General features: G+C 56.5%; 11 protein-coding genes and 1 tRNA gene. 11 read left to right on the forward strand and 1 reads right to left on the reverse strand.

Annotated features, from left to right (window positions below; genetic code table 11):
- From BBCT_RS01475 to BBCT_RS01485, 3 genes are read left to right on the forward strand one after another with little or no spacing between them, the layout of a single operon-like run.
- Entirely contained in the window at positions 1-1,140 is a 1,140-nt protein-coding gene (locus BBCT_RS01475) for a glycosyl hydrolase family 8 (protein ID WP_003836037.1), read from the forward strand.
- A complete protein-coding gene (locus tag BBCT_RS01480; protein WP_003836036.1) occupies positions 1,137-2,726 on the forward strand; it encodes a glycoside hydrolase family 43 protein in 1,590 nt (529 codons plus the stop codon). The genes BBCT_RS01475 and BBCT_RS01480 overlap by 4 nt, the downstream gene beginning before the upstream one ends.
- A complete protein-coding gene (locus BBCT_RS01485; protein WP_003836035.1) occupies positions 2,723-4,174 on the forward strand; it encodes a carboxylesterase/lipase family protein in 1,452 nt (483 codons plus the stop codon). Before BBCT_RS01480 ends, BBCT_RS01485 begins: the two co-directional genes overlap by 4 nt.
- A 366-nt stretch (positions 4,175-4,540) precedes the next feature.
- Here the strand turns inward: BBCT_RS01485 and BBCT_RS01490 are convergent.
- A tRNA-Ser gene (locus BBCT_RS01490) sits at positions 4,541-4,628 on the reverse strand.
- A gap of 235 nt (positions 4,629-4,863) precedes the next feature.
- On the opposite strand from BBCT_RS01490, the gene dinB reads away from it, so the two are divergent.
- The 8 genes from dinB (at position 4,864) to rpsI (ending at position 13,602) form a co-directional block, all read left to right on the forward strand.
- Positions 4,864-6,168 carry a DNA polymerase IV gene (gene dinB, locus BBCT_RS01495; RefSeq protein ID WP_003836032.1) on the forward strand — a complete coding sequence of 435 codons (1,305 nt, stop codon included), beginning with the start codon at positions 4,864-4,866 and terminating at the stop codon, positions 6,166-6,168.
- 67 nt (positions 6,169-6,235) lie between these two features.
- The gene (locus BBCT_RS01500) at positions 6,236-7,600 is read left to right on the forward strand and encodes a CapA family protein (RefSeq protein WP_003836031.1); all 1,365 of its coding nucleotides are present in this window, start codon (positions 6,236-6,238) and stop codon (positions 7,598-7,600) included.
- An 81-nt stretch (positions 7,601-7,681) separates the two neighbouring features.
- Positions 7,682-8,671, forward strand: a complete 990-nt coding sequence (locus tag BBCT_RS01505; protein WP_033512432.1) for a D-2-hydroxyacid dehydrogenase family protein — start codon at positions 7,682-7,684, stop codon at positions 8,669-8,671.
- A 66-nt stretch (positions 8,672-8,737) separates the two neighbouring features.
- Positions 8,738-9,376 carry a YigZ family protein gene (locus BBCT_RS01510; protein WP_003836027.1) on the forward strand — a complete coding sequence of 213 codons (639 nt, stop codon included), beginning with the start codon at positions 8,738-8,740 and terminating at the stop codon, positions 9,374-9,376.
- Between the two features lie 33 nt (positions 9,377-9,409).
- Complete coding sequence (locus BBCT_RS01515; RefSeq protein ID WP_003836026.1) at positions 9,410-10,081, forward strand: AbrB family transcriptional regulator; 672 nt, start codon at positions 9,410-9,412, stop codon at positions 10,079-10,081.
- Between the two features lie 69 nt (positions 10,082-10,150).
- Positions 10,151-12,313 (forward strand): 4-alpha-glucanotransferase, encoded by a 2,163-nt coding sequence (gene malQ / locus BBCT_RS01520; RefSeq protein WP_003836024.1) that lies wholly within the window; start codon positions 10,151-10,153, stop codon positions 12,311-12,313.
- A 327-nt stretch (positions 12,314-12,640) separates the two neighbouring features.
- On the forward strand, positions 12,641-13,090 hold the full coding sequence (rplM, locus tag BBCT_RS01525) for a 50S ribosomal protein L13 (RefSeq protein WP_003836021.1): 450 nt from the start codon (positions 12,641-12,643) through the stop codon (positions 13,088-13,090).
- Positions 13,091-13,110: 20 nt separating this feature from the next.
- Entirely contained in the window at positions 13,111-13,602 is a 492-nt protein-coding gene (rpsI, locus tag BBCT_RS01530; protein ID WP_003836019.1) for a 30S ribosomal protein S9, read from the forward strand.
- Positions 13,603-13,638 lie beyond the last annotated feature (36 nt).

The following is a 13,638-nucleotide window of genomic DNA, read 5'->3' on the forward strand; positions in this document are numbered from 1 at the left end:
ATGACAAATGCAACCGATACCAACAAGACATTGGGCGAGTCCATGTTCGCACAGTGCGGATATGCCCAGGACGCCATCGATAAGCGCGTGTCACAGGTCTGGCATGAAATTTTCGAAGGTCCGAACAAATTCTATTGGGAGAACGACGAAGGTCTTGCCTATGTGATGGACACCGGCAACAACGATGTACGTACCGAGGGTATGAGCTATGCGATGATGATCGCCCTGCAATACGACCGTAAGGACGTATTCGACAAGCTGTGGGGCTGGGTAATGCGTCACATGTACATGAAGGACGGTCATCATGCGCATTATTTCGCATGGTCGGTCGCGACGGACGGTACGCCGAACTCGAATGGTCCTGCACCTGACGGCGAGGAATATTTCGCGATGGACCTGTTCCTCGCCTCCCGTCGCTGGGGTGATGGCGAGGATATCTACGAATATTCCGCATGGGGACGCGAGATCTTGAGATATTGCGTCCATAAGGGCGAACGCTACGACGGCGAGCCCATGTGGAATCCCGACAACAAGCTCATCAAGTTCATTCCGGAAACCGAGTGGAGCGATCCGTCCTACCATCTGCCGCACTTCTATGAAGTATTCGCCGAAGAGGCTGACGAAGAAGACCGTCCATTTTGGCATGAGGCAGCCGCCGCAAGCCGTCGCTATCTGCAGGCGGCCTGCGACGAGCAGACCGGCATGAACGCTGAATACGCGGATTATGACGGAAAGCCGCATGTCGACGAGTCCAATCATTGGCATTTCTATTCCGACGCCTACCGTACCGCGGCGAATATCGGACTGGATGTAGCCTGGAACGGTCCGCAGGAAGTGCTGTGCGACCGCGTCGCCGCGCTGCAGCGATTCTTCCTGACCCACGACCGTACTAGCGTCTACGCCATCGACGGCACCGCCGTGGACGAGGTCGTGCTTCATCCGGTCGGATTCCTGGCCGCGACCGCGCAAGGCGCACTTGCGGCGGTGCATTCGGCCCAGCCCGACGCGGAACATAATGCCCGTGAATGGGTGCGCATGCTGTGGAATACGCCGATGCGAACCGGAACGCGTCGCTACTATGACAACTTCCTCTATGCTTTCGCCATGCTGGCGTTGAGCGGAAAGTATCGGTATGAATGATGATTACCTCAACTAATCCTATGGTCTACACGGATTTTCCTGATCCAGACATCATCCGGGTCGGGGGCGTGTATTACATGGCCACTACGACTATGCATTTCACACCCGGGTGCGATATTCTGCGCAGCTATGACCTAGTGCATTGGGAATTCATTGCGCACGCATTGAATATCGTGGCGGATACCCCTGAAGAACGTTTGGAATGTGAAGGTGCCAACGCCTACGGTCGAGGCATGTGGGCGCCGTCACTGCGTTACCATCGGGGCACCTGGTATGTGTTGTTCGCCGCCAACGATACGCATACCAGCTATCTGCTGACGGCGGACGATCCATGCGGCCCATGGCGAAAGCGTGAGCTTGACGGCTTCTATTACGACAGCGGACTGTTCTTTGACGACGATGATCGAGCCTATGTCGTACATGGGCAGTCGACATTGCGCATCACGGAGTTGAATCCTGAATTAAGCGGGCCGATGCCGGGTGGGCTCGACCGGGTCATCGTGCAGGACGATCCGCAGGCTGACCTTGGTTATGAGGGCAGTCACCTGTACAAGCATGATGGACGCTATTACGTCTTCACCTGTCACTTCCCGCAAGGCAAGGGCAAAACAGAAGCCTGCTTGATGGCCGAATCCTTGGATGGCGCTTTCGAAGTGCGTGAAATTATCGAAGACGACCTGTCCTTCCACGGTTACGGAGTCGCGCAAGGCGGTATGGTGGACACTCCGGACGGCGACTGGTATGCATTCATGATGCAGGACCGCGGCGGTGTGGGACGCGTGCCGATACTAATGCCGATGCGGTTCGGCGAGGACGGATTCCCCGTCGTCGGCGAGAACGGCAAAGTGCCGCAGTCGGTCAGCGTGCCGGCTGCAAGCTGTGCCGAACCTGTCACGCCCATCAACGGCAGCGAATTCATAGCCCGGTATAACGCCGAAGGCGGAGTCGATGCCAACTGTCTGCAGCCATACTGGCAGTTCAATCACATCTCACATAACGAATACTGGTCACTGACGGAACGTCCGGGAGCATTCCGCCTGCATTCCGGACGCATCAGCTCGAATCTCAATCATGCATGGAACACGCTGACGCAGCGCACGATGGGGCCTGTGACGGTGGCCGAAGTCACCGTCGACGCGTCGACATTGCATGATGGCGACTTCGCCGGATTGGCGGCGTTCCAAGGATGCTATTCCTACATCGCGCTTACGCGAAGGAACGGCCGCACGATGCTGACCGTCCAATACAAGCCGGCGAATGACGATTCCATCTTCTCCGATAATGATTGGGACAGTCCAGCCGTAACGGATGCGGAAATCATGGCGGATGCGGATTGCATGCGCCTGCGCGCGGTATATGATTTCACCGATTGCAAGGATGAAGTGACGTTCTTCTACCGCGATGCGGATACGCCGGAATCCGAATGGTGTCCATTGGGGACAGCGCACCGGATGGTCTTCAAAATGGATCATTTCACAGGTTGCCGTATCGGATTGTTCCTGTATTCGACAAAAGAGACCGGTGGAATCGCCGATTTTTACGACTTTGCGTATTCGACGCCGGATACGAAGGAAAGAGAGCAATGAAGCGACAGGTCATAGTGTCGCAAGGAACTGTCGAAGGCTTGGCGGCTGAAGATCAGGGCATCACCGTGTTCCGAGGGGTCCCGTTCGCCCAGCCTCCCGTCGGCGGTCTGCGCTGGCGTGCGCCGCAGCCGGCCCTGCCATGGGATGGTGTGCTGCAAGCCTTCGATTTCGGGCCTACCGCGATGCAGCCGACGCCGGGTGCCTCCGATGATTTCTATGATCGTGAATGGGGCACTGATCCGGCCGTGCCGATGAGCGAGGATTGCCTCTACCTGAATATTTGGACTCCGGCATTACGCGGATATGGCGCGGATAGCATGGTAGCCTCCGAAAAGCTGCCAGTCATGGTCTGGATCTACGGCGGAGCCTATCAATGTGGCGGCACATTTGAAAAGGAATTCGACGGCACACATCTCGCCGCGAACGGCGTCGTTGTGGTCAGTGTGGCCTATCGCCTGAATGCATTTGGGTTTATGACGCACCCTTTGCTTCATGAGGAGGCCGTAGAACGCGGCGACGGCGAACCATATGCGAATTTCGGATTCCTGGATCAGCGTGCCGGAATCCAATGGGTGAAGGAAAACATCGCAAAGTTCGGCGGAGATCCGGAAAACATCACGGTTTTCGGCCAATCGGCCGGTGCCGCCAGCGTCTTGGCCCAGATCTGCTCGCCGATGAATCATGGCCTGTTTCAGAAAGCCATCATGCAATCCGGCGCAGGCTTAGGGTATTTCAATGCGCGGCAGGACACGCTGGAGCATGCGCAGGCCAACGGAATCCGTCTGTTCGAAGCATTGGGTGTCTCCACGCTGGAGCAGGCCCGTGCAATCCCGGCCCGAACGGTATTGGAAGCCGCCGAGTCCCTGCCTGTTCCACCGGACAGTGGACGTGAAGATGACTGGTCGATGATCGTCAATTGGGTGCCATGCGTGGACGGCCTGTTCCTTCCCGATCAGGAGGAGCGTATCGTCGAGGGCTGCAAGGCCAACAACGTTGACATGCTGGTCGGCAACACGACCAATGAGTTCATCGCTTCGACTGAAGATGGGAAGCCTGTGCATGTCGGCCAGCTCGGCAATCTCACGCTGATCCGCAAATGGACCGCAAGCGGTGGGACCGCGCCATACTACTATCATTTCGATGTCGCTATGCCGGGGGATGATGCCGGAGCCTTCCACTCGTCCGATCTGTGGTTCTCCTTTGGAAGCCTTGCGAAATGCTGGCGTCCGTTCGTTGGATGGCATTACGATCTGGCAAGGCGAATGGGGCTGTACTGGACCAATTTCGCAGCCAATGGCGATCCCAACGGAACGGACCGTGACGGAACGCCGCTTCCTGTATGGGATCCTTGCATCGGTGAGGAATGCCCCGCCATGCATTTGTGCCAAGAACCGGGCATGCGGACGGATTGGCTTACCGAAACGGATCGAAAAGCATTCGGCCTGTGACGGCATGCCGTTGATATATAAATACTGATATGTAAACAGGGACGGTCTTTATGGATCGTCCCTGTCGCATAATGGTTTGCCGTTGCGCGTGCAGGAGGATTTCGAGACTGATTATCCGACTTTTCACCGTTTCCGTCGTCTGGTTCGTCGGTGGCATCTCGCGGAGGCTCGGGCCGTTAAAGACCCTGTTCGGCGTCGTGCGGATATCACGTAGTCGGTAGGAGCCTTGCCGTTTATCTGCTGTTTGAGCATGTCGGTCATGGCGTCGCCCATGTGTATCGTCGCGTTGGATGCCTTGAAATCGTTGGTATTCCACCGTTTTGGCATGAAAAAAGGGCTTCCGGATTTCTCCGAAAACCCTCAAGGCGGAGTCAGAGGGATTCGAACCCTCGAGCCGCTAAAAACGACTAACACCTTAGCAGGGTGCCCCTATCGGCCACTCAGGCATGACTCCACTGTTTTACCGTTTTCACGGCGCAACAGCATGCAACTATACCATCCATTTGCGGGCAAAACACCATATCTCGAAAAAAAGATGAAAGAACGTTGAAATATCGGGAAAAATCCGTGCTGTATGCATGTGCGTGCCTTATGAAATCGCAACTGTCGACACGCCGTTTTCATAAGATAAACTGCGATATTCGAACATTTGTTTCAAAGGAACGTGAAAAAACAGCTATCATGGAATCATGAGTACCGCACCGAGAATCGCAGCAGCCAAACGTGACTGGGGCCATGACGAGGCTGGGTGCACGGTGCTGCATATCGACATGGATGCTTTCTATGCGTCTTTGGAAGTGGCCCGGCACCCGGAATACCGCGGCAGGCCGGTGATCATCGGCGTGGGCAATCGTTCGGTGGTGTCCGCGGCCAGCTACGAGGCACGGCAATACGGCATCAACTCGGCCATGGCAAGTTCCAGGGCGCAAAAGCTATGCCCGAACGGCATTTTCCTTCCGGTCGACATGAGTTACTATCGCGCGATGTCGCATCGCATTTTCAAGGAAGTGCTCAGTCGGATTACCGGCCGCATCGAACAGGTATCGGTTGACGAATGCTATATGGACGTTTCCGGAGCATTGCTGCGGTGGGGCAGTCCCAGTGCCATTGGAGCGTGGATACGTGAACAGGTGGCCTTGCGCTACAACATCACCTGTTCCGTCGGCATCGCGGCGAACAAGCTGGTCGCCAAAATGGCATCCACCAATGCCAAGCCCAACGGCATGTTGATGATTCCCGTGGCGCGGCATGCGCAATTCGTGCAGATGATGCCATTGCGTGGCATTCCCGGCATCGGACCTTCTCTGGAAAAGCGTCTGAACGCGTGGGGCATCGACTCGGTCGCCGACCTTGCACGCATGAGTCTCGAATCTCTGGAGCGGGCCACCGGATCTGCTATCTCCGCACACGGCCTGTATCAGGCGTCCCGAGGCCTGGACGATAGGCCCGTCGTGCCATACACGCAGGAAAAATCGATTGGTGCGGAACGCACCTTCGAAGCAGACACACAAGACATGCGACAGGTGTGTTCTATGCTTCGCTGGTGTTGCGATGACGTGGCTACGTCGTTGCGTAAGCGTGGTTTCCTCGCACGCAAGGTCATGGTCAAACTCCGATTTCCGGACTTGAGTTATGCGACGAAAGGGCGCACGCTGGACTGCCCTACGGACGCGGCGAGCGTGCTTTACCCGCAATGCGTAGACCTGCTGCTCGCCATGATGGGCATGGTTCCGGAGTCCGTGCATGCCATTTCCCTTGCTCGACCCGTGCGTTTGGCGGGAATGAGCACCAGTGGACTTGTGCTTGCCGAAGAGACTGCGATCCAGCCCTCACTGGATGATCTGCTGGAAGAAAACGAAGCCGAACGGCATGCGGCGGTTCAGGCAAAACCTGCGCAAATGCAGACCCACGCAAAACGTTTGCGTGGTGCGGAAGCGGCACTGGATGCGGTGCGTCAAAAATACGGCAACGACATCGCCAGTTTCGGAGTGTAGAAACCGTGGTGCGTCCGTTATTCTTGAATTGAAGAGTTGAGAAGGTTTCAGAGGAAGGCGGGGTGCCATGAAATACAGAAAAGAGGCAGTGCACGCAACCAACACGGAAGTGCTTGCAGCCGGCCGACGCAGGCTCGCGTTCGCGGCGTTGGCCGTGCTTGCCGTCGTGCTTGTTGCGGGAATATGGCTGCTGGTGCATAGCCTTCAATCAAAGCAGAGTGATGCCGATACGAAGCCGGCAACAACGGTGAGCGAGCCAAAAACGGCTGAAAAGAAACAAGTGACCGAACCTGCGGAGCATCATGGCAATTCCCCAGATTGCCCCGATACCGATTGCATCGCCATGCTTGTCAACGGTGATCTGCTGTTCCATGAGGGATTGTGGAACCAGTATGCTAGCGCCAACACCGCGGCCACCGACGGCACCGCATTTGATTTCACCGGTCTGTTCGAACCGATGCGCAAATATATCGAAGCTTCCGACATCGCCGTATGTGAATTCGAAACACCTATCGCACAACGTGGCGGTCCATATTCCGCCTATCCGATTTTCAATATTCCTCCAGAAGTGGCCGATGCCGCGAAAAATGTGGGATATCATGCCTGCACTCATGCTTCGAATCATTCTTGGGATCAAGGTGCCGACGGCATCGCACGTTTGTGGGACACGCTTGAACAGGACGGCATAGCGCAAACCGGTTCCTATAAAACCGAAAAGGATTCGTATGAGCCGTTGGTCATCGATTCGCCGACGGGCGGCGGCAAAATCGGACTCGTTGCGGGAACCGTATCGTTGAATGCGCAAACGCCTGACTACGACTGGCGTGTGGATCGCCTTCGCGAATCCGGAGATCCGAACCATCAGGCCGATATAGACAAGGCCGTAGCCAAGGCGAAGGCCGCTCGAGAACAAGGTGCCGACGTGGTGGCCATGGCCATGCATTCCGTGCAGGAATACTTGGACTACGCCGATTCCTGGCAGCAGGATGAAGCGCACGAGCTAGCTGATACGGGCGCATTTGATGTGATCTATGGTGCCGGTTGCCATTGCGCGCAGCCGATCGAGAACTATAACGGCACTTGGATCATCTACGGTTTGGGTAATGCCGTAACCGAATCGGCTAATACGGCAGACACCATTGTAAACAACCAAGGTGTGACCGCGCGCATTCAATTCGCAGGCAAAAAAGGCGTGGCAGGCTCGTGGCGCGTCAACCGTATCGACTGGGTGCCCAGCGCCAATGTGACGCAAGGCAAATACCAATGGTGTTCGCTGGCAAGCGACCATCCGGACGGCCCCTGCTGGGATGAAACGCAAGACGCGAATGTGCGCCAACGCATCTGGGACGTGCTCTATTCCATGGGCGCCGACCAAAACGTGGTCAAGGAATGGAATATAACCGCAGAGCGGGCGAGTTCATCTGGCGAGTAGTTTTCCATGGCACAATATGCCTCGTACCGTTGGTTGAAAACGCGGAAGAACCGCTTGAATACACAGTGTGAGGTGAAAGACATGGATGAAATCTACGAAACCCAGCCGGAACGTACCGATCTGCCGCTGGTGGTTGTGCCCGTCATCATCGAATCGATGATTGAATCGTTCGAAAAGAACTTCGAGCTGTTCAAAGACATTGCCCGCGTACGCATGTACAAGGATTTCACGCTCGATGAAGACACCATCGTCGCGCGTTGCGCCGAAGCCGACGCCATCATAGTGATCGGATTCCACTGCGCCGACTCGATCCTCGATCGTCTGAACGCGAAATGCTACGCTTTCGGCGGCACCGGCGTGGCCAGCTACATCGATCTAAACAAAGCCAAGGAACGCGGCATCCGCGTATGCAACGTGGTGCACTACGGCGACCATGCCGTAGCCGAACACACCATCGCACTGCTCATGGAACTCGCCAGGCAGGTCGGCAAACTCGACAGGCAAGTCAAAGAAGGCAATTGGGATGGTGTCGACGGCTATGAACTGTACGGTAAGAAGCTTGGCATCATCGGCCTTGGCGGCATTGGCCAAACCGTGGCGCGTATCGCCGGAACTCTTGGCATGGACGTGTCCGCATGGAACTCCCACGTTCCCGAGCGGGTGCTCACCGACCTGAACGTCACTCCGGTTGACGATATGAACGAACTGATTGCCGGATCCGACGTGGTGTCCATCCACTTGCCGTTGCTGGACTCCACAAAAGGCATTGTCACCGCGCAAAATCTTGAGGCTCTGAAACCGGGAACCATGTTCATCAACACGGCCCGCGCGGAAATCATCGAGTCAGGCGCGTTGCTCTCCAGACTCCAGCGCGGCGACATTCCTGCGGCGCTTGACGTGTTCGACCATGAGCCGCTCACTGCCGACGATCCGCTGTGCTCGATTCCAGGCATAATCCTCACCCCACACACCGCCTGGCGCACCGACGGCGCATATGTGGGCATCACCAAGCAGGTTGTTCAATCGGTCGCGGCTTACTTTAAAGGCGAGGATTTCAACGTCGTCGTGTGAGCGATCGCACGAAGCGGTATAAGAAAAACGTACGGACGGTCGGCGTGATTGGGTAGGTTGAAAGACATGCAGACCATACTCGATTCCGCTGATCAGCCCGCGCATGATGCGTTCGTCGAGAAGAAATCGGAATTTATCGGCGACGCCTGCCATATCGATTCCTTGGATGAGGCGCTCGCGTTTGTGCAGATGATTCGTGATCAGCATCCGAAAGCCCGTCATGTTGCCTATGCTGCGGTGTGCGGTGGCTCCGACGGCCGTTTGGCCGAGCGTATGAGCGATGATGGCGAGCCGTCGGGCACGGCCGGCAAGCCGATTCTCGACGTGCTACGCGCCAATGAGATGACGGATTGCGTGGTTGCCGTCACCCGGTATTTCGGTGGGATCCTATTGGGTTCTGGCGGTCTGATTCGTGCATATTCCACGGGTGCGTCCATCGCCGTCAAAGCGGCGACCAAAGCGAAAATCGTACCGTGTAGCGAATATCAGGTAACGCTCGACTACTCACAATTGGGCAGTTTTCAGAATCTTCTCGCCTCGGTGCAGGGTGAGCAGGCGGACGCGCAGTACACCGATCGCATCGTATTGGCGGTTGTCGTGCCACAGGAGCAATCGCAGCAATTCGAATCGCGTGTGGTCGAAACGTTCAATGCAACCGTGACTCCGCAGAAAACGGGAACTTCCAATCGTCCGGTGAAAATGTGAATCCCGGAAGACAATGACGTAAGGTGGAAAACTATGACCGATGCTGAAATCAAGCAAGACGGCAATGCCGAGAACGAATCCGCACAATCGCAAGGCCAGGAGATTCCTTCGGATTTCGAGCCTCTGACCGCGACTTACGAGCGTTTGCGGCATTCCGCGGATGCCGCTGAACTGAGTGAATTCGCGCGCCGGCCATTGCCTGACCGTTCCGAGCAGGCTGCGTTCTCGCGAGCCACGGCACTGCTGGAGGCTGTCGCGGGCAATGCGCATACGCCGTTGGAAGATCGCGTTTTCCTCGCGGAAACCATGCCGTTTCCGAATATTCTCGTCAAACTGTCCACTGACGAATCCGTTGAGGTGCGCAAAGCCGTTGCCGGCAATTCCAATGATAAGAATTGGCTGGTGGGGCGTCTCACCAAGGATGAGTCCCCCGAAGTGCGCGATGTCGCATTGCGTAATAAGCGGACATCTTGGAAGATGAGGCTCGAAGGCGCGCAGGATCCGGATATGGATTCGCAAACCCTTGATTTTTTGGGATCCTTGGGAACCGAGATCGAACCGAACGCTCCGGCGGTGCTCGCTTCCATGGTGCGCAGGGCCGTTGCAGTGAACCCGAACACATCCGATCAGATGCTGGAAAAACTTGCGCAGGATGCGTCGGGAGAAGTAAAAAGGGCCGCTGAAAAGCGTCTTTCGGAAAAATAGTTGCATACGTTGTCATTTTTATGAGATTTTTGCGCGTGGTGCATGTGATTGGGGCATAGACTGTTGCTTATGACAGAACAGACCGAAAATGCAACGCGTCTAGCCCGTCCGCTCATTCGTCTGGCAAAGTTGGCGGGTATCGCCACCAGTTATGTCGGTATGAGCCGTGACTACCACGAAATCGAAGACGATGTTCTTGTGGCGGTGCTCAAGGCACTTGGAATCGACGCTTCCAACGATGATGCGATCGAACAGTCCATCACCACCATTCAGCGTGAACGCAACACCCGAATCGTTCCTCCGACCGTGCTGCATATTGTCGGTAAGAAGAGCAAGGTCGAGGTCCATGGCGGCGCGCTTGACGTTCCCGCAGCTTCCATCACGTTGGAAGATGGCGAGACGTATGCCGGCAAAATCGAGCATGAGGGCGGCAGCGGTGCCGCGGTCGAGGTCGATGGCGGATTTGTGTGCACGTCGTACCTGGTGCTTCCGGAAGATCTTCCCGAAGGGTATCACACCCTTGAAGTCACCGTGGGTGGCAAGACGGAGTCTGCAACCGTTATCAGTGCTCCGGAGAAGATCGAACTGCTTGACGAGATGAAGAAAGGCTCCCTGTGGGGTTGGATGAGCCAGCTCTATTCCATCCGTTCCAGCGGCTCTTGGGGAATCGGCGATTATGAGGATCTGAAGACCCTGCTCGTCGAATCCAAGAAGAAGACCGGTGCCGACTTCATGCTGATCAACCCGCTGCATGCCGCCGAGCCGGTGCCACCGATCGAGCCGTCGCCGTATCTGCCGATTTCGCGCCGTTTCATCAACTTCAGCTATATTCGTCCGGAATCCATGCCGGAATATGCCGCGCTTTCGCCGGAAGACAAGGCGAAGGTCGACGCACTGCACGAGCAGGTCGAACCCCTCAACGGCGATGCGCAGGTTTTGGACCGCGAAACGATGTGGCGCACCAAGATGCAGGCGTTGTGGATCATCTACAAAGCAGGTCTTTCCGCACAGCGTCAAGCTGAGTTCGACCAGTATCTCGCCGAAGTGGGCGATGAGATCGAATCCTATGCCACGTGGTGCCTGTGCTACGACAAGTGGGGCGCCTCCAATGGCGGCGACAACGATTGGGTGCGTAAGTACAATCGTGATTCCGAAGAGGTCGCGCAGCTTCGCGCGCAGTATCCTGACACGCTCGAATTCTACCGTTGGCTCGAATGGGTCGCCACCGAGCAGCTGCATGCGGCCCAGCAGGCGGCGCGTGACGCCGGCATGAAGATTGGCATCGTCGCCGACATGGCGGTGGGTGTGCACCCGGCCGGTTCCGACGTGTGGTGGAATCCTGAGCGTTTCGCCAAGGGTGCCACGGTCGGCGCCCCGCCAGACATGTTCAACCAGCAGGGTCAGGATTGGAGCCAGCCGCCGCTGAACCCGATTGCCCTTGATCAGACCGGTTACAAGGTGTACCGAGACATGGTGCATGGCATGTTCTCCAATGCGGGCGCGGTGCGTATAGACCATATTCTTGGCTTGTTCCGCTTGTGGTGGATTCCGGAAGGCAGGAAGGCCATGGACGGCACCTACGTGCATTACGATTCTGACATTATGCTCGGCATTCTCGCGCTGGAAGCGTCTCGCGCCGGTGGCGTGGTCGTGGGCGAGGATCTTGGCGTGGTTCCGGCTTATGTGTCCAAATCGTTGTCCGAGCACGGCATTCTCGGTTGCGCAGTGGAATGGTTCGAACAGTTCGACGGTGTGTTCCGTGCACCGAAGGATTGGCGTCCGTATGCGCTGGCTTCCGTCAACACGCACGATTTGCCTCCGGCGGCAGGCTACTTGGAGTATGGGCATGTCAAGCTGCGCGAGCAGTTGGGATTGTTGTCCGGTCCGGTCGAGGAATTCAAGAAGTCCGCGGAAGCCGAGCATAACGCCATGCTGAACATGCTTGTCAAGGAAGGCTATCTTGACGCTGACGTGCTGGAAGATGAGCTTGCCAACGAAAACGAGATCATCGACGCCCTGTACCGCGGTCTTAAGGGATCACCATGCAAGCTGATGGCAGCATCCATTGTCGATGCGGTCGGTGAAAAGCGCACGCAGAACCAGCCGGGAACCTGCAACGAGTACCCGAATTGGCGTATTCCTTTGGCTGACGGCGATGGCAATGTCGTGCCTCTGGAAGAGTTGTTCGGCAATACTCGACTGCAGGAGATCGCGGCGATTATGCGCGGCTGATCGCGTTTGGCATCAGATATTAGATATATAAAACCGGTGATATGAAACGGAACGTCCGTTTGCGTATCGCCGGTTTTTGTTGCTGTGAAAAAGAGTTATTTTACGTTGATTTCGCTATACGATGTGTCGCAAATGTCAAGGCTGGCGATATACTAGTAGATTGTTGTGTTTCCCTACGGGGTCCTTCAAAGCGCTTTTCCCACTCGCCATCGAGGACTTTCAGGGAGCCCACGGATAATGAGACCTGAAAACGGCATCATTCCGCGCCTAACCAACGCATTGATGTTGATGGAAGGTCCGGAACACAATATATAGAAAAGGTACATCGTGAAAACTTTCACTCCGAAGCCAGCTGATCTGACTCACGACTGGTACGTCATCGACGCCACCGACGTGGTGCTCGGCCGTCTCGCTTCCCAGGCAGCCATCCTGCTGCGTGGCAAGAACAAGCCGACCTACGCTCCGCACGCCGATTCCGGCAACCACGTGATCATTCTCAACGCCGATAAGATCGCTCTGACCGGCAACAAGTTGGGTAAGGAACTGTACATGCACTCCGGTCGTCCGGGTGGCCTGCGTCGCGATAGCTACGGCAAGCTGCTCAAGACCAACCCTGAGCGCATCATCAAGTCCGCTATCAAGGGCATGCTGCCGAAGAATCGTCTGGCCAAGGTCCAGCTGGATCGCCTCCACATCATCTGTGGCACCGAGCATCCGTACGCTGGCCAGAAGCCGCAGGTTTTCGAGATCGCTCAGGTCTCGCAGCAGGCTAAGTGAACCGAAGGGAGATAAGAAACATGGCTGAAAACACCAACAACTCCGCGGTTCTCGAGACCGAAGAGGAGCTCACCTCGTACACCACCGAAACCAACGCTGGCGCTGGCACCGGTACTTCCGCTATCGCTCCGGGCTACGGCACCGGTCGTCGCAAGGAAGCCGTCGCTCGTGTTCGTCTGGTTCCGGGCACCGGCAAGTGGACCATCAACGGTCGCACCCTGGAAGAGTACTTCCCGGCCAAGCTGCTGCAGCGTGAGGTCAACTCCCCGATCGTGCTTCTCAAGCTCGAAGGCAAGTTCGACGCTATCGTCCTCGTTGACGGTGGCGGCACCACCGGCCAGGCTGGCGCAATCCGTCTGGGCGTTGCCCGCGCTCTGAACGCCATCGATCGTGATGCGAACCGCGCAGCCCTGAAGAAGGCTGGCTTCCTGACCCGCGACGCTCGCGTCGTGGAACGCAAGAAGGCCGGTCTGCACAAGGCTCGTCGCGCTCCGCAGTTCTCGAAGCGCTAAAGCTTTACAGCTTATACGAAACCCCTCGGAAATTCG

It is taken from the genome of Bifidobacterium catenulatum DSM 16992 = JCM 1194 = LMG 11043 (assembly GCF_001025195.1).
Classification (GTDB): Bacteria; Actinomycetota; Actinomycetes; order Actinomycetales; family Bifidobacteriaceae; genus Bifidobacterium; species Bifidobacterium catenulatum.

What these genes read in the sequence shown, in the direction of transcription:
- BBCT_RS01480 (WP_003836036.1), top strand. Translation starts at nt 1,137, where the DNA reads ATGATGATTACCTCAACTAATCCTATGGTCTACACGGATTTTCCTGAT.
- BBCT_RS01505 (WP_033512432.1), top strand. Translation starts at nt 7,682, where the DNA reads ATGGATGAAATCTACGAAACCCAGCCGGAACGTACCGATCTGCCGCTG.
- BBCT_RS01510 (WP_003836027.1), top strand. Translation starts at nt 8,738, where the DNA reads ATGCAGACCATACTCGATTCCGCTGATCAGCCCGCGCATGATGCGTTC.
- rpsI (WP_003836019.1), top strand. Translation starts at nt 13,111, where the DNA reads ATGGCTGAAAACACCAACAACTCCGCGGTTCTCGAGACCGAAGAGGAG.
- BBCT_RS01485 (WP_003836035.1), top strand. Translation starts at nt 2,723, where the DNA reads ATGAAGCGACAGGTCATAGTGTCGCAAGGAACTGTCGAAGGCTTGGCG.
- BBCT_RS01475 (WP_003836037.1), top strand. Translation starts at nt 1, where the DNA reads ATGACAAATGCAACCGATACCAACAAGACATTGGGCGAGTCCATGTTC.
- dinB (WP_003836032.1), top strand. Translation starts at nt 4,864, where the DNA reads ATGAGTACCGCACCGAGAATCGCAGCAGCCAAACGTGACTGGGGCCAT.
- BBCT_RS01515 (WP_003836026.1), top strand. Translation starts at nt 9,410, where the DNA reads ATGACCGATGCTGAAATCAAGCAAGACGGCAATGCCGAGAACGAATCC.
- BBCT_RS01500 (WP_003836031.1), top strand. Translation starts at nt 6,236, where the DNA reads ATGAAATACAGAAAAGAGGCAGTGCACGCAACCAACACGGAAGTGCTT.
- malQ (WP_003836024.1), top strand. Translation starts at nt 10,151, where the DNA reads ATGACAGAACAGACCGAAAATGCAACGCGTCTAGCCCGTCCGCTCATT.